The organism is Mycoavidus sp. SF9855, assembly GCF_024582735.1.
Lineage (GTDB): Bacteria > Pseudomonadota > Gammaproteobacteria > Burkholderiales > Burkholderiaceae > Mycoavidus.
Genome location: NZ_CP102085.1, coordinates 1728234 through 1745761 on the forward strand (window position 1 = coordinate 1728234; position 17528 = coordinate 1745761).

Below are 17528 nucleotides of genomic sequence, written 5' to 3' on the forward strand. Positions count from 1 at the left end.
ATTTGGATGCCTACAAAAATACCTACACTGATAGTTTAGCGGCAGTGGTTACTGCGCAGCAAAAAATAACTCTATTGAGAAAAACGTTCATAATTCGCCCCATGTAAATTGGAGCATCAAAAATCCGTAGCGAAAGACCCTCGCGCGCCTTTCGCTACGCCCTATCAAAACCACGCTTATACCAGCGCCTCAATTTCGGCATCACCGGGGGCTCGCTACTGCCCAATGAAGTCGGCTCAGACGCTTCAAATTGGCGAGTAAGCTCACTGTCCGACGAATTCGCCACGGCCCGTTCCAATTTCCCTCTCGTCGATTCTAGCTTCCATCTCGATACCACCGACAATTCGCTTTGAATTTTCCTCCCTATCTTACCCACCGATAATAACGGCTCTCCAACCGCTCCACGTTGCCTCAAAAGCTTCTCGTTAACCTCGCTTAACCTTCGCACACCTTCCAATAACGTATCATTCACTGTCAGGACTTCATGCCCCGAACTCCAGCATAACATCGCTTTTGTCTCTTCCCCTTCTTTTTTCACCTCCCACCGGCGCACTGATTTATCAGCACTGCCAGTCACCAAATAGCTGCCGTCTCCGGTTGTTTTCCAGGCAACACTAGTGATACCTCCCCCAAAACCTTTAATCACCGCACGACACTCACCCGAGGCAACATCCCACACACGCACCGTCTTGTCACCGCTGCTCGAGGCGAGCTGAGATCCGCTCGGCGAATACACCACGCTCCAAACATTAGCGGTATGTCCTTTTAAGGTGTGACCAGCCGCTCCGCTTTCCGCGTCCCACAGACGCACCGTATGGTCCCTACTGCCCGAGGCGATCTGCGAACCACTCGGCGAATAAACCACGCTCCAAACAGAGGAGGTATGTCCTTCTAAGGTGTGACCAGCCGCTCCGCTTTCCGCGTCCCACAGACGCACCGTCTTGTCATCACTCCCCGAGGCGAGCTGAGATCCGCTCGGCGAATACACCACGCTACTAACATAGGAGGTATGTCCTTCTAAGGTGTGTACAGTCGCTCCGCTTTCCGCGTCCCACAGACGCACCGTATCGTCATCACTCCCCGAGGCGAGCTGAGATCCGCTCGGCGAATACACCACGCTAGTCACACCCCTGGTATGTCCTTCTAAGGTGTGCACAAGGGCTCCGCTGTGTGCGTCCCACAGACGCACCGTCTTGTCAGAACTCCCCGAGGCGATCTGCGAACCGCTCGGCGAATACGCCACGCTATTAACATCGGAGATATGTCCGCGTAAGGTGGGCCCAGCCGCTCCGCTTTCCGCGTCCCACACACGCACCGTATGGTCAGAACTCCCCGAAGCGAGCTGCAACCCGCTCGGCGAATACACCACGCTACTAACATAGGAGGTATGTCCGCGTAAGGTGGGCCCAGCCGCTCCGCTTTCCGCGTCCCACACACGCACCGTCTTGTCACCGCTGCTCGAGGCGATCTGCGAACCGCTCGGCGAATACGCCACGCTATTAACATCGGAGGTATGTCCGCGTAAGGTGGGCCCAGCCGCTTCGCTTTCCGCGTCCCACACACGCACCGTCTTGTCAACACTCCCCGAGGCGATCTGCGTTCCGCTCGGCGAATACACCACGCTACTAACAGAGGAGGTATGCCCCTCTAAGGTGTGACCAGCCGCTCCGCTTTCCGCGTCCCACACACGCACCGTCTTGTCCAAACTCCCCGAGGCGATCTGCGAACCGCTCGGCGAATACGCCACGCTATTAACATCGGAGATATGTCCGCGTAAGGTGTGCCCAGCCGCTCCGCTTTCCACGTCCCACAGACGCACCGTATGGTCCCTACTGCCCGAGGCGAGCTGAGATCCGCTCGGCGAATACACCACGCTAGTCACACCCTTGGTATGTCCTTCTAAGGTGTGCACAAGGGCTCCGCTGTGCGCGTCCCACAGACGCACCGTCTTGTCATCACTCCCCGAGGCGATCTGCGAACCGCTCGGCGAATACACCACGCTACTAACATAGGAGATATGTCCTTCTAAGGTGTGACCAGCCGCTCCGCTTTCCGCGTCCCACAGACGCACCGTCTTGTCCAAACTCCCCGAGGCGATCTGTGAACCGCTCGGCGAATACGCCACGCTATTAACATCGGAGATATGTCCGCGTAAGGTGTGCCCAGCCGCTCCGCTTTCCGCGTCCCACAGACGCACCGTATGGTCAGAGCTCCCCGAGGCGATCTGCAACCCGCTCGGTGAATACACCACGCTCAAAACAAAGGAGGTATGTCCTTCTAAGGTGTGCATTTTTTCCCAATTCGAGGTCATATACACGCTGATCTTACCGTTAAGAAGCCCTACCGCGCAGCTCTTTCCATCCGGCGAATAGGCACAGGAATAGACATAGCTCTCTTCTTTAAGATACGGCCATTCGCCAAACTGCACACCAGCCATCTGCGCTCCGCTTAAATTCGCTTCCCGCAGCCAACTCGCGCGAAGCGTAGCCTTTCTTAAATCCGACCCTTGCAACTGCGCTGATTCGAAGAACCCAAAACTCAGATCTGCTCCGGGTATCTGGATGCCTTTTAAATCCGCACCATTAAACTGTACTCCCGCTCTGACCAAAATCGTCATTGCATTGGCCGCCGTTTCGCGTACGCTTTTATCGGCTTTCGAGCGCTCGATGATCGCTAACAGCTGTGCCTTAAATGTGGGCTCTTGTTGAACGCGTTCAGTCAACAAGCGCACAACGCCCAGATCGCCAATCCAATGCTTTGGGCTTAACGATAAATCTCGCTGCGTTTTGGGCGGCAAAACAGCGTGCTCTTCAAAACTATAGGCTGAAGCAGCGCTACCTCGACGCTGGCGAGTGCTTAGATCCATACACCCATCGAACAACTCAAACAACGCTCGTGCCACAAAATATTCCAGCAGCGATTTATGGATAAAGCGGTATTCAGTGCCACTTCGGATCAACGGCCAGGCTTCACGTAGCAGTTGATTTTCTTCTTCTCGACCGAAAAAAGCATCCTTCCAACTTCCTTTGTCTTTGAACAATGAGTATTCGACAATCGGATTACCTGCATTTTCTTTATACAGATGCACCGCTAACTCTTTCACAAAGCCGATGCCGTGCTGGGCAAAGCCATCATCATACAACTCTCTAAATACTTCTTTTTGGTTGCCCGTTAAACTTTGGGCGCTTAAGCGCTGCTGATTACGCTCGAACCATTGTTTGACGAACTGATCATATAGGCTCATCCGTAACTGGACTGCGGATGCCGCTTTCCCCTTTTTTTTAATGTACGGCAACGCTTCTAGCACCACCCGCAGCAAAAATGGGTTGCTAATCAAGTCTTTTAAATTAGATTGTTTGGAGAAAGCTTCTCGGTAGGCTTGCGCCGTCCAGCCCGTTGGGTTGTGCGCTACATATTTTTTGAGATATTGATCGCTCTCTTCTTCTGAAAACGGCTCGACCACAACCTCTTGAAACAACGTGTCCTGGTCCTGCAGCATTGGATTCGGTTGAAAACGGCTTTGATAGTCTTGGCCAAGATATTCGCTGCGACAACTAATCACCATCTGACCCTGCCAGCCGCCAGCCTGGTTGATGGAATTGCTCACATACAGATTCTGCGTCTGACGTATCTCATCATACCCATCCAAAATAAAGATAAACCTTTGGTTTTCTTTCTTTAATTTCTGAATCTGTAATTCTGACAGCCCTCTTTTCTTTAACGCCTTGGTGATTAGATCGTGCTCAGGCTTATCAATGCTCGGCAGAGAAATAAACAGTGGGATCGCATCGTCTTCTTTTTTGTGGTCCCATAAGTGCTTTTCTAGGCGGCGATTGAAGGTGGTTTTGCCCGCCCCAGAGTCTCCCGTCAACAAAATCACCTGCTTATCTTTTAGAAAGGCTTGAACTTGGGGTAAGAGCTCAAAGGTTTTGCTCTCCCCATTAATATTCGCTCGGCAGCGCGGTTCAACATAGAGCTTTAGGGTCTCTTGAAACGCCTCATTTTGCGTTAGGGCTAGCGAATACTGTTCCTTCAGCGCGGCCCTAGGGTCGGCACGGAACACCTGCAACTGTTCGTGTTCTTGCTGCACAGTGGACGCAAGTTGCTTGTGCAGCGTTGTCCGTACATCATCGAAGATACCGTCTAAGAGTTCCGCAAATTCTAGCTTGCCAAAATTTGCATCGCTCTTTAAACGCGATATAACATTGCTGTGCCCCGTCCAAAACTTATCCAGAAACGTTTTCGCTTCATTGCTGCCCGCTAACAGCCGCTCGATCACCTTAAACAGCACACCATGTGAACCTTGGTTCAGATAGACTTCTTCTCCTTTTTGGACTTGCCAATCAAAGCGCAGAGGATCTTCCATCCGCACCGTCGTCGATCTAATAAAATCCTTCAGGCAATAGTCATAGCTATTGGGCGTTAACGAAACCGGGATAATCCCGTGCTGACCTTCGCGATACTTTGCGCGAATTTCCAAAAAGGCCATTTCCGTCAATACATGATGGAAGTCCGCCATATATTTTTCCTCTTCGGAAAATTTTTTGACTACCTCACGTAAAGCTGTAGTACCCTTTTGATTGCTGTCTTGGCGATAGGCTTCTCGATCTTTTTCGTAGGCTACTTTAAGCTCATCGCAAAACTCTTTATAGGACTGTCCTTTTAGGTAGCTTCCTAAGACATCAGAACAACACACAATTACCTTATCCACCGGTTTAACATCCGCTCGCAACTGATGAGGCAGCAAGCAGAGCTGATTGGTTAAGATGTCTTCTAGCTTGCCATCCTCTTTCAGATTTTCATCCGAATTTGCATACGCTTGCCCTATCGGCGTTTGATCCGAATAGAGCGTCACCCCTCGGATTTTTGATAAATTATTGATTAAATATTTAGACGTCGAGGCCTTCGCTTCTCCGTGCGCTGCATTGTCATGGGCATACACTAGAAACAGGCTAGGTTTCTTCGACACCTCTAAAGAACTCAGCGTCAACAGCGCCTTTTTAAACAGATAATCCACCAGACCGCTTTTTTCTTGGGCAGAGGTAACCGGCTGCTGCAAAGGCCTTGAGGCAGGCTGGGCAAAAATCTGTGTACTTGAGTGAGTGCTATGTCCTGATGGAAGGGCTTGCAAAGCTTCCGCACGATGTTTGGCTCCCTCGTGCCCCCATGTTTCCGCCTTACAATAGCTGACCCTTGCTTTGGAAAATAAACTTAAGCCTTCTAACACTTCCCCACGTTCGAAATAAGCATCGGCCATCATCGCTCGCAATGTCTCATCGGCTAATGTGTGAGGATATTGCGCTTTCCTCAAGGACTCTTTTACGCTCCCAAGCGACTTCAGCGTTTCTTTCACCTGATCGTATAAGGGCAGCGCCACATCCAAGTGTCCCTTTTCCTTCTCAATGCGAGCTTGACCTAAATAAAGTTCAGCAACGTTCCGCGCGAGGGTTTCTGGTAACGCCGAGTGAGATATATTTCCTAACATATTTATTCTCCATTTTCTTTAATGCGGATTTATTAGATCAGATCGAAGCTACTTGAACGCACACTGTTAGCGCGATCTTGCCGTCGCCCATGGTCGATACAACTTGCGCAAAAGCTAGCTTGAGGCTGATTTGGGCCGAACATATCGACCTGACACAAAAAAATTGAATGGATACTAATGGCACTGCGGTTGAAAAACAAGAAAAATGTTTTTCGTTGGCTATTGTTCTCGCAATACCTTTCTGGGTCACTATGGATGGTCACATAGTTGCAAGGAAAATTATTTAAATAGCTTGTGTCAAACCGGCCACTTATTTCCAGTCGTTTGCTGGCAAAAATACTACACGCAAATACTCTTGTAGCCCGTGAGCAATTATGTTTATTTCGTCAGCTTGTTTTGCCATTTCTGCATGTCGCTCTGTGCACTGGCCGAAAAACTTCCAACCGCTGGCAGCGTCACCATGAAAGCCGCCGGTGTTAATGGTACTTTCACTGGCTGTACGATAACAGGCGATTGTGTCGAGCAACCTGCGATTATCAGCATCAAGGCTGGCAACAGTACGCTCATTCGCTTGTTTGTATTCATAAAACTGTTTCTCTACTGCCTGTTTTGCAATTTGAAGTGCGGCTTCTTTTTGACGTGCTGCTTCGGACTGTGCAAGTTTATCTCTGGTCCATGCGGCATAAATCTCCGCTTTGCCCACCTCTTTACCATAGAGGAAAAAACCGGCTACCAAACAAACTGCTGCCAATGCTACAGCCAGATGTTTCATAATTGCACCGCCATACATTTTGAATACCGCTTTAACTGGCGTGTCCAAACGCCCCAGCAACGTTTATTGCCCGGCGTAGAGCAGTCGAATTTATCTGCGCCTTGCAATTTGTATTTAAGTAAAGCATGACAGGCGGCCTCGTATTCACCGGCCAGTAAATGCCGCCGCATGGATGAAGTGCGCCAGCTCTCGATGCCATACTGATAGACAAAATCCAAATATAAGTCGTATTCTTCCTGAAACAATTTTACGTTTGGAATCGATGCTCGGAACCATTCTTCATCTTTGCTGATATGTACCTGGGCAACAATTAAGGCACGTGGCACTGTGATGGTATCCGTGATTTTTACAGAAGCGCCATCGGGGTAGACCGTCGAGCCTAAACCAATGGTCAGCCGGTCCCCTTTGACAGGGATAATGGCTTTACGGGTAAAGCCCTCGCTTTCTATAATACTGACAAAGCCAATAGCACTGAGAGAGAGTGCAGCGATAACAATACGTGCCTTATGATTCACTACCGCTCCAGTATCCTACCCATTCGGGCTTCATGTTCCCGCTGGTCTCGCCTATCCCGTCGCGCCTTGAAATACAGATTGATTAAAAAACCTGCAATACTCAAAATCAAACCAACCAACACACCAAATTCAGAAGAGAGCAACCAACTCACTAGGGTTGTCCCACTCCCTACTACTGTTGCTTTGCTACCCGCAGCGGCCAAAGTCGCATCGATACTCGTGCTAATCGCATCCTCTTTCATTGAATTGCTATCCCTCAAAAATGTTTCAGTCGTCTATCTCGTCAGGCGCTTTAGGCCAGTCGATTTGAGTTGGAAAGCCTGGCTGCTGTTCGATCCGGTTAAGCGCTACACGATACAATTTCCATGCATTTAAATTCTTTTTCTCGGGGGCTGTTGCGATATCAAGCTCGACAGCATCTTGTAAAGGCGCGATCTTTAAAGTCGCTTCATTCATCAATGCGTCACGTTGGTGTAAAGCCATTTCCGCTCGCTGTTCAGGTGTAGGAGATGGCGGATCGACGGCAACCGGGTAGCCCTCGTCATTTGCCTGAATGGTTTTGCCTTTAGATTGAGCGTTGAACAATGCCGTGTGTTCGTCGCGAGTAATGGCAACGGCATCTGGTGGAATTTTGTTGCCGTGTATCCCAACGCAGTAAAAACCGCCGGTCGATTTTGAATAATAAAACATGAAAGTGTTCGGTTTGTTTTGAGTATGAGTCTAAGTTGTTTCGAATTTCATCTGGTTTGTCTCAATACCCAAGGGCAAACCAATCTAACCAACATCTGTTGGCCCATTCGTCGTCATGGGGCGTTTTGCGCACATTCACTCTACCTCCATAACGTCCGTGGACATTAAATTCGGAGTATGCTGTGACGACATCTCTGTCCCATGGGTCAACCTTGTCGCTGTCATATTGTTTGGTCGCGTATACAGGGATTGCGATAATATTTCTGAGGTCTTCAACAACCGTGACGATAACGACCAGTTTGGTTGTTGGAAAATCCACTGGAAACGTAATCTTTGTTGATGAATGGACCGTGGTTTCTTTTCGCCCCCATTGGAGAATCAGCCCACCAGGCAATTTTTGGAACCCATCACCTTCGAGCAATTGATGGTCAGGCCCAGTAAACGCAGCCAGAATGGCTGCGTGGGCAAGGTCAGTTTTTGTTAATGATGGATTTTTTCTCTGTTTAAGCTAGCCTGCTTGCGAAGCGCAGCGGAGGATGCCTGGCTCATACATAAATAGTTTTTCGCCCTTTCCTATGTCAATTCCCACAGTGTCAAGTACGCAAAGACTTCCACAAGTAAAAATCTAGCTGGAGCTCATCTCAAATTCTGTAAAATCTGGCCTGCATAGGTCCTTTCGATACTGTTTTGGCGTAAATGGGTAAATGGCTGGTTGACCTTTAGCGTTGAGGTACCAGCTTGAACAACCACTATCCCAGACGGTGCCTTTGAGGGCGTTCCGAAGCATTTCATTATACTGGTCTTGGGCGCTAAGCTTTGCAGTAACAGTTCGAACCTTCCCACGCTTAATCATGCGAATGAAATGCATGACGTAGCGTACCTGGGTTTCAGAGAGACCGGTGATCGGAAAATTACCGAGGGGACTATGCGGACCGCCAATCATAAACAAATTCGGGAACCCTGCAATGCAGATTGAACGGAGTGCTTGAGCCCCGTCCGCCCAAACATCTCTCAAATTCTGTCCTTGCACACCGGTAATGGTCATGTTGCGTATATAGTCCATCGTGTGGAAGCCCGTAGCGAAGATCATTACGTCAAGTTCGTGTAGGCGTCCATCGCGGGTGCGAACGCCGCCTGGCTCTATGTGCTGAATGTTATCTGTTACCAACTGTGCGTTGGGTTGTTGGATGGAGTCATAAAATGTGTTGGAAATAACGATGCGCTTACAACCAACAGAGTAATTCGGTGTTAGCTTTTTCTTTAACTCTGGATCACGTACCTTGTCGAGATTATTTTGACACACAGACTCAAGCACACTCATGGTCTTGCGATTACCAGATAGTGCAGATGAGAAGTTACGCTCCATATTTAACTGCTGAATTCTGCCGCTGAGCTTGGCCAGTATAGGTATTTTACGCTGCAGGCCACGCAGCCAATCGGGCCTGGGCTTCTGTGCATTTTGTAAGATCCACGCTGGTGTGCGTTGAAACAGGGAGAAATGCGCGACCCGCTCTACCAATGCACTAGTAATTTGGATTGCGCTCGAGCCGGTACCAATGACGCCGACACGCTTACCATCTAACGACACAGTGTGGTCCCAGCATGCGCTATGGAAGTATTGTCCGGTAAAGTTTTCCAACCCCATAATTTCGGGAGACTTCGGGTATACCAGCCAACCCATGCAGCTTACAACTATATCAGCGCGACGCAACAACCCGTCCTCGGTTGCAATAGTCCAAGCATCGTCTTCTCGGGTAATCCGGTTCACACGCGTATTGAAATGCAAAAAAGGTTTCAGGCCATACTTGTCTGCACAGTGTTCAAAATACTCCCGTATCTCGTGGCCTTCGGCATGTACTCCACGCCACTTCCAGTTAGGCTCGAAAGTATAAGAGTAAGCGTGAGCTGGAACATCACAGCATAGGCCAGGATAGGTATTGTCACGCCAAGTACCGCCAACCGATTCTCCCATTTCGAGAATCTCAAAAGTCTTTATGCCTTCTTTTAGCAATTGAATCCCCATTAGGATGCCAGACAAGCCGGCACCAATAATGACTATCTTTGGCGTATTTTTCGGGCCTTGATCCACAATCACCTCTCCTCACGTGGTTTCCCACTCTAAAAACACAAATTCGATTGGTATAGGTTTCTGGAGTTTAAACGGCAACCTCCAATCCTCCCTCCATACACTCGCAAACGTATTAAATAAATCCGACTACTATCCCGATCCTGTTGCCTATATATGCGCGGACACGATTCATTTTATGCGGAAAATTATGCAACTAAGGAAGCCGATCTGCAATTAGATCACTGGCTCCGTATGTCTTCAGTAGGAAATTTATAGTCGATTTCGCATAATCTTCTTTTGAATTGGAATACTCGAAACCTAGCGCAGCTAGCTTATTTATAGTTTTCTGTGAACACCATTTTACGAACTCTTTGTCCATGGTTGCTTTATTCATTTTCGATTCATCGCATATCGATAATAAAGAGATCAGATTTTCATCTGATGTTTTTATTGCCATATGTTCTACCTCTTTGTACCATGCGTGTTGACTTATTTTTTTCTCAAAAATGTTTACACCTTTATAGCGCAGATGCGCTATAAATTCGTCTGGCTCCAATGGTTGATCACTCATAATATGGGCAATTTGGTGAGATTCTTTCTGATGTAACGCTAATTTGATAATCGCTCGAGCAGCCTGATCCACAGGCGTTTTCATGCACGAGTCAACATCAAATGCAATGCCGAGCGTTGCCATGGCGCGCACAGTACGATAAAAACGGTCATTTTCATTAAAGCGTCCTGTAATGGAATCAGCTGTAATCCGCCCAAGGCGATAAATACCGCATGAGACACCTCGTTTTGCTACAGCGCTAACGAGTCGCTCCGCAACCCATTTACTTTGCACATAACCATTCTGAATAGGCTCTATGGCTATCTCACTATCCTCTGTGAAAATATCCAAGCCTTTCCAGGGAGCCACAGACAGAGTAGAAATATAGTGAAAGCTTTTTTCACGTCCTGTCGCGGCAAGACCAATAAGGGTTTTGGTGGCAAGTACATTAGCTTGGCGCAATTCCTGGTAAGAGAAAAAATGGTTGACCATTGCCCCATTATGGATAATCGTATCAAATTTATCCGCCAGTACAGTTAATTGAGTTTCTGCTAAGCCAAGTTTGTCATGAGTTAAATCACCACAGATCACCGAAAGACGGCTCTGATCGATTCCACATTGACTGATTTCCTCAAGCGTGGACAATAGCCGTTGCATCGCTTCTTGTTCATTTTTGGCTTTTATCAAACAAGTAATATGCGCGGTAGTTTGAGATAGTAGCTCGGTTAACAAATAACCGCCCACAAACCCCGTTGCACCAGTAAGCAATACATGGTTCCAAACGCCAGGGGTAGTACATGGGTTAGTTCGCTTGATAACCTCTTGTTCTAATACGGCATCAGACCTTATCTGTTGTGTTGTCTTAGCATAGGCTTTCGAGTGAGTCAAAGTCAGTGTATTTGATTCAAGACGCTCAGCGAATTTTGCAATACTGGGGGCTTCAAACAGCATCCGAACAGATATTTTTACCTTAAAGATATTTTGTATTTGCAGAGCTAACCATACCGCCGATAGGGAATTTCCCCCCAGATCGAAGAAGCTGTCGTGACGGCCAATCTGTTCGGCATTCAGTAATTCGGTCCAAATTGCTGCGAGTTTGGTCTCGATTTTGCCTTGTGGCGCTTGGTAGACCTGATAGGCCAATGCTTTGTCATCCGGCACTGGCAGAGCCCGACGGTCGAGTTTGCCGTTGGGTGTAAGCGGTAGCTCATCCAGGCACACGAAGGCGGCTGGTATCATGTACTCAGGCAGCTTGGCCGTTAAGTGTGCGCGTAGCGTACGGGCGATCTGTTCGCCGAATTTAGCCACGACATAGGCGACTAAGCATTTGTTGCTGCCTTTATCCAGTACGAGCACGGCGGCCTCCCGCACTAGCGGATGCTCAACGAGGCGCGCCTCAACTTCGCGCGTTTCGATCCGAAAACCGCGGATTTTAACCTGATGGTCGTTGCGGCCAAGGAACAACAGATTACCATCGGGCAGGTAACGAGCTAGGTCGCCTGTCTTGTACATGCGGGCATTTTCATGCTCGCTAAACGGATCAGGAAGAAACCGCTCCGCAGTCAACTCGGGACGGTTCAGATAACCACGCGCAACACCAGCCCCACCAATGTACAGCTCACCCACGGCTCCCAACGGCACGGGCTGACCGCGTGTGTCTAACAGGTAGAGCTGAGTGTTCGCGATGGGTCGGCCGATAGGGACATTTACGGCCTCTTCTGGAAGCGAAGCAATTCTATAGGTCGCGGCAAAGGTGGTGCTTTCGGTTGGACCATATCCGTTGAGCAATTGTTGTGGTGGATTATTACGCAGTACTTTTGTAATAACTTTAGCATCGAGCGCATCTCCACCCACAATCAATGTCTTAAGTTGAGGAAATACCGGCGCTAGCATTTCCACAAGTTGGTTGAATAAACCAACGGTCAGCCACATAACGTTAACCCGCTTTTCCTGCAAAGTCTGCACAAAAAGATCGGGCGTAAGGACGGTGCTGTGATCTATCACAACAAGGCTTCCCCCATTCAGCAATGGTGCCCAAATTTCAAAAGTGCTCGCGTCAAAAGCAGGATTGGCTGCAAAGGCTACACGGTCATTAACTCCGATGTCGCTATAGCCATTATTAATAACCAGGCGGGCAATCGCACGATGTGGCACCAGCACCCCTTTAGGGGTTCCAGTGGAGCCAGAAGTGTACATTACATAAGCGGTATCAAGACTAGAGCGGACTGGGTTGAGATAAGCGCTGAGCGTGTCCGTTTTATTTGTGCTACTTGAAGTCAAACGCAGCAAGGGCGTAAGTAGTGCATCTGGGGTTTTGGTGTGGGTATCGGTGATCAATAGGCGCGCTGCGCAATCAGCCATGATCCAGATTTGCCGCTCCGCAGGAGCCTGGGGGTCAATCGGCACATAGACTGCACCCGCTTTGAAGATTGCCAATTGAGCCGTAACCAGTTCAATAGAACGCTTAAGCAACGTAGTAATATACTCACCAGGTTGAACGCCTAACTCTATAAGCTGATGGGCGAGGTGGTTAGCGCGTGCATTGAGTTCGGCGTAACTTAATTTTTGTTCCTCGTACACGAGCGCAGTAGCTTCTGGCGTGCGAGCTACTTGCTTCTCAAACAACTGGTGAACACACTGATGTTTTGGATAATCACGCTCTGTCGCATTCCATTCAACCAGTAGCTGCCGCCGCTCCGTAGCATCCAGTAGGTCGATGCTACTAATTAACTGCTCTGGCTCGGTGACCAGAGCATCAAGTAACTTTAAAAAGCGGCGCTGGTGTGCAATCAGCTCATCTGCCGTATAAAGTGCGGGATTCGCGTCGAAGTCAATCCGTAGTGAACTATTGTCGGGTGAAGTATAGACCGCGATCATCAAATCTTCGACCGGCCCATTGTTGAGATTATGAGTGGTCGATAAATGCCCGCCAAAAGAAAGGCCACCATCAAACAACATAAGATTGATTATGGGACCAAACAATCGTTGACTTTGCCCTAGCCTAAATCCTCTCTTTAACTCTTCACTACGGTAGCGTTGATGTTGAAGCACACATTGAATCTCTTGCGCGGCCTTTTCCATCAACGAAGAGAGACTCATATCAGATTGCACAGTGAACCTGAGAGGCAAGACATTAGATGTCATGCCAGGAATGAGCCGACTTTCGCCAAAGCGAGCCATTACCGGAAGGCCAATTACCACGTCCTGGATGCCGGTCCAACGATGAAGGTATGCTGCCATAGCCGCTACCATAAACTGCGCGAAACGACGATTTGCACCAGAAGCGTAAGTCTGCACTGCTTGAGAAGAGAGGTAAGTTGTCTGACGGAGATGACGATGCGAAGCGGGGGCTTGCCGATCTGTAAGCATCACTGGCTCGGGCCAATCCGTGCAGTGCTTAAGCCAATATGCTTGGTCTTCTGTAAATTGATCAGAAGCACGGTAGCAAGTATCATTTGCTAATAGCACCGATACGGGCCCAAAGGGGTTCTCATTCGTCGCTACGCCCTTGACCCGCGAGCTATATACCTGCGCCGCGCGCCGCGCGATAAGGGCGCGCCCAGCCCCGTCCACCACAATATGATGATAGCGTTGATACCAAAGAAATTGGTCAGGGGCAATTTTTAATAACGCATAGCTAAACAGTGGGCCATGCAGAAGGTCGGTTGGCTGTTCGTAATCTGCTTTCATCCAGGCTTCGGCAGCAGTCTGGGGATCAATTTTTGCACTGAGATCAATCAAAGGGAGTGACCAATCCGGTGAGCCAACCCATTGTTCAAGTCCATCGCTGCTTTCGATGAACTGTAGACGCAGACTTTCTGCTTCTGAGATTACCTGCCGCAAAGCTGCCTCGAACAAGCTTGGATCAACAGCACCATGAATTTTTGTGAACTGGCTAATGTTGTAGGCAGGGCTTTCTAAATGAATTTGCTGAGATAGCCAGATTTCTCTTTGCGCAGCGGATAAGTGAAACTGCTTTGTGCCTGCAATCATAAATCACCTCGAGCAAAAATCAAAAAAACTTACCATAAATTGCTGGGCTAAGGCGAACGCTAGATAAATTGAAGTGAGAAGTCAATGGTGAGAGATTCCACTCTAAATTGCACTTGGGCAAATTCAGCAATCGAAACTCTCGGGGCTTCAAAATACTTATGATCTGACTTTCTGAAAACTTTGATTTCTTCACGTGAAGTTGACTGCTTTTCGCGGACACTTTTAAACTACCGAAAAGGAGTTCGTAATGCGTCAATCCAAAGCGCCGTATCCAGCGGCCTTTCGTCAACAAATCATAGAGCTAGTGCAAGCGGGTAAGAGCGCTAAGGAGTCGGCCCTGAATAACTCGTAAGCTCTTTTGTGGTAAGATTTTTCGTCGAAATAGAGTGGCATAAATTGCAAGAAAATGGCATCTTGCAATTTGTGATGAGGCGAGAATAGGACCAAAAGCACGAGTGGGTGAAGAAGATTTATTCCGGTATCCGCTAAACGAACAGATCAATATGGAGCATCCGTTGGTGCGACTGGCGGGTTTAATCAACTGTGATCGGTTTAGCGTGTTGATGAGTGAGAGCCTCACTTCAGGCAGAAGTCGACCGGCGACTTCGCCGCGGCTCATAGCAGGCTTACTGTATCTGCAATACGCCTTCAATTTGTCTGATTTTGCTGTTGGTTTCAGCTCTTAGATTAAATAGTACGCAAAACGATTTATTCAGGACCGACTTTTAAAATTCGGAAATTTTATTTTTAATGAAACAAGATTTATGTTTAGCCCAATTTCAAGTTCGATCAATCCGCATTATCCGGCAGCACAAAAATCCACCGAATCTGGTTTTCTCTCGTTTCCGCTGGAGGTTCGAGAACAAATAGAAAACCATCTGGATTTTTCGAACCGGCAGAATTTGTTTAAAGCCTTAACGACAGTGACTCGTGATGGTGAACTGATAGATTCCCCTGCACTGAAATTACACTTAATCAAAGAGAGAATTCAAACTGGATATCAACGCTCTTTAATCCGCCCAGATGAAGAATTAAAACAATTTGCATTAGTTCAATTGCAAAAGCTTTCTGACTCAGCGCAACTCGATAAGGTAGTAGAGAAATTTAGACTTTTTGAGCTGGTATGCGTTGTTAACAACCCAAAAATATTTGCGCTTTTACGAGAAAGCGTTCAGCAAGATGTCCGACTAAAAGAAAAGTTATTGCACTGGGTAGAGCGATCTAAAGCCGAGGAGGTGCAGGCGATAGCGGCTAATGCACTGACGTTGCTGGTTAAAGCAGGCGTGCAATTCAATCATAAAGACCTCAAAGGAATCCGCGTGCCTGGCGCAGATTTAAGTTATGGGGTATTCGATTCAGCCCAATTACAGGAATCGGATTTGAGCGGAGTCAATTTTAGTGGAGGCTGGCTGCGTCAGGCGAATTTAAGCGCAGCCAAAATGGCAGGGGTACGGTTTGGCGAATGGCCTTATCTCCAAGAAAAGAGTTCAGTCAATTCCTGCGTGTATTCGCCGGATGGGAAGGCATGTGCAGTAGGCCTCGGAAACGGCGCGATCAGCATCTACGACACTTCGAGCTGGGAGAAAATTTGCACCTTACACGGGCATACCGGCGACGTTAAGAGCGTGACGTATTCGCCTAGAGGTCATCAGATTGCCTCTGCCAGTGCCGACCGGACGGTGCGTCTGTGGGACACGCAAAGCTGGCAGCTCAGTCATACCTTAGTGGGACATACTGGTTGGGTTAATAGCGTGGCGTATTCGCCCAACGGTGATCAGATTGCCGCGGGCGGTCATGACAATACGGTGCGTCTGTGGGACGCGCACAGTGGAGAGGCCGGCCATATCTTAGAAGGGCATACCGAGCGTGTTAGTGGCGTGGCGTATTCGCCCAATGGAAATCAAATCGCCTCCTCGGGTAGCGTGGACAAGACGGTGCGTCTATGGGACGCGCACAGTGGGCAGCTCAGCTACACCTTAGGACATACCGGTTGGACTTCGAGCGTGGCGTACTCGCCCAACGGTGATCAGATTGCCTCGAGCGCTTCGGATAAGACGATACATCTATGGAACGCGCACAGCGCAGAGGCTGATCAGACCATACAAGAAAATATCTCTTCTGCTATGAGCGTAGCGTATTCGCCGAGTGGTAAACAGATTGTTTCGGGCGGTTATGGCAACACAGTGCGGTTGTGGGACGCGCACAGCGGGGAGGCCAGTCGCACCTTACACGGGCATACCAGCGTAATTCGTAGCGTGGCGTATTCGCCGAGCGGTGATCAGATTGCTTCGGGCGGTGCTGACAAAACGGTGCGGCTGTGGGACGCGTTTAGCGCGGAGGCTGCCCACACCATACAAGGGCATCTCGACACTGTTAGTAGCGTAGTGTATTCGCCGAGCGGTGATCAGATCGCTTCTGCTAGTCGCGACAAGACGGTGCGTCTGTGGGACGTGCACAGCGGTGAGGCTGGCCACACCTTAAAAGGGCATACCGATACGGTTAGTAGCGTGGTGTATGCGCCCAGTGGCCAGCAGATTGCCTCGGGCAGTTGGGACAAGACGGTGTGTCTGTGGGACGCGCACAGTGGGCAGCTTAGTCACACCTTAGTGGGACATTTCGGTTGGGTTGCGAGCGTAGCGTATTCGCCGAGTGGTGATCAGATTGCTTCGGGCAGTTGGGACAAGACGGTGCGTCTGTGGGACGTGCACAGCGGGCAGCTCCGCCACACGTTACAAGGGCATATCGACGCTGTTAGTAGCGTGGTGTATTCGCCGAGCGGTGATCAGATCGTTTCTGCTAGTCACGACAAGACGGTATGTCTGTGGGACGCGCACAGCGGGGAGGCTGACTACATCTTAAAAGGACATACCGACTCGGTTATGAGCGTGGTGTATGCACCGAGCGGTCTGCAGATCGCCTCGGGCAGTTTAGACAAGACGGTGCGGCTTTGGGGTACGCACAGCGGCGAGGCTGGCCATATCTTAAAAGGGCATACCGAGGGGGTTAGGAGCGTGGTGTATGCACCGAGCGGTCTGCAGATCGCCTCGAGTGGCCGGGACGAGACGGTACGGCTGTGGGACGCGAGCTCGGGTCAGTGTTTAGCGGTGCTGGGAGGTTTTCAAGGAAACATTCATAGCTTTGCCTGGAAAGAGATATTAAATAGCACCTATTTGGTTACCGGCTCTGACGATAAATCGGTGCGTGTCTGGCAGGTCATCGAAAACGAGGGGCGCTATCAAGTACGACTCTCTTGGAGTTCTACGCATGACAGACTGGTTTTGGCAGACGCCACTATTCAAGATGCGCAAGGCTTAAGTCAGTTGAATAAAAAACTCTTACAGCAGCGCAGAGCCGTGGGTGTATCGGGTCACTTCGTGGATGCTACATATTGATCAACTCACTCAGAGGTTGGCGGAATAAACCGCCTTCCCTTATAAGTGCCTTCGGACCCATTT

9 protein-coding genes and 1 pseudogene are annotated in these 17528 nt (G+C 49.2%); 2 read left to right on the forward strand and 8 right to left on the reverse strand.

Annotated elements, in window-relative coordinates; translation table 11 throughout:
- Positions 1-154 precede the first annotated feature (154 nt).
- From NQD60_RS06865 to NQD60_RS06900, 8 genes are all read right to left on the reverse strand, one after another.
- Positions 155-5485, reverse strand: coding sequence for an NACHT domain-containing protein (locus tag NQD60_RS06865; protein ID WP_257100201.1), 5331 nt, complete (start codon positions 5483-5485; stop codon positions 155-157).
- Positions 5486-5795: 310 nt separating this feature from the next.
- Entirely contained in the window at positions 5796-6257 is a 462-nt protein-coding gene (locus NQD60_RS06870; RefSeq protein WP_257100202.1) for a hypothetical protein, read from the reverse strand.
- Positions 6254-6772, reverse strand: coding sequence for a lysozyme (locus NQD60_RS06875; RefSeq protein ID WP_257100203.1), 519 nt, complete (start codon positions 6770-6772; stop codon positions 6254-6256). Before NQD60_RS06875 ends, NQD60_RS06870 begins: the two co-directional genes overlap by 4 nt.
- Positions 6772-7032, reverse strand: coding sequence for a holin (locus tag NQD60_RS06880; protein WP_257100204.1), 261 nt, complete (start codon positions 7030-7032; stop codon positions 6772-6774). The genes NQD60_RS06875 and NQD60_RS06880 overlap by 1 nt, the downstream gene beginning before the upstream one ends.
- Positions 7033-7039: 7 nt before the next feature.
- Entirely contained in the window at positions 7040-7462 is a 423-nt protein-coding gene (locus tag NQD60_RS06885) for a tail fiber assembly protein (protein ID WP_257100205.1), read from the reverse strand.
- Between the two features lie 61 nt (positions 7463-7523).
- Positions 7524-7883: a hypothetical protein gene (locus NQD60_RS06890; protein ID WP_257100206.1), complete on the reverse strand. Its 360-nt coding sequence runs from the start codon at positions 7881-7883 to the stop codon at positions 7524-7526.
- A 204-nt stretch (positions 7884-8087) separates the two neighbouring features.
- On the reverse strand, positions 8088-9551 hold the full coding sequence (locus tag NQD60_RS06895; protein WP_257100207.1) for an NAD(P)/FAD-dependent oxidoreductase: 1464 nt from the start codon (positions 9549-9551) through the stop codon (positions 8088-8090).
- Positions 9552-9744: 193 nt separating this feature from the next.
- Entirely contained in the window at positions 9745-14073 is a 4329-nt protein-coding gene (locus tag NQD60_RS06900) for an amino acid adenylation domain-containing protein (protein ID WP_257100208.1), read from the reverse strand.
- 437 nt (positions 14074-14510) lie between these two features.
- On the opposite strand from NQD60_RS06900, the pseudogene NQD60_RS06905 reads away from it, so the two are divergent.
- Positions 14511-14735: pseudogene (locus NQD60_RS06905) on the forward strand (IS5/IS1182 family transposase); the annotation flags it as partial.
- A 102-nt stretch (positions 14736-14837) separates the two neighbouring features.
- The gene (locus tag NQD60_RS06910; RefSeq protein WP_257100209.1) at positions 14838-17465 is read left to right on the forward strand and encodes a pentapeptide repeat-containing protein; all 2628 of its coding nucleotides are present in this window, start codon (positions 14838-14840) and stop codon (positions 17463-17465) included.
- The last annotated feature ends 63 nt before the right edge of the window (positions 17466-17528 follow it).

Coding starts and splice junctions, on each gene's coding strand:
- NQD60_RS06870 (WP_257100202.1), bottom strand. CDS start 6,257: ATGAAACATCTGGCTGTAGCATTGGCAGCAGTTTGTTTGGTAGCCGGT.
- NQD60_RS06900 (WP_257100208.1), bottom strand. CDS start 14,073: ATGATTGCAGGCACAAAGCAGTTTCACTTATCCGCTGCGCAAAGAGAA.
- NQD60_RS06910 (WP_257100209.1), top strand. CDS start 14,838: ATGTTTAGCCCAATTTCAAGTTCGATCAATCCGCATTATCCGGCAGCA.
- NQD60_RS06865 (WP_257100201.1), bottom strand. CDS start 5,485: ATGTTAGGAAATATATCTCACTCGGCGTTACCAGAAACCCTCGCGCGG.
- NQD60_RS06885 (WP_257100205.1), bottom strand. CDS start 7,462: ATGTTTTATTATTCAAAATCGACCGGCGGTTTTTACTGCGTTGGGATA.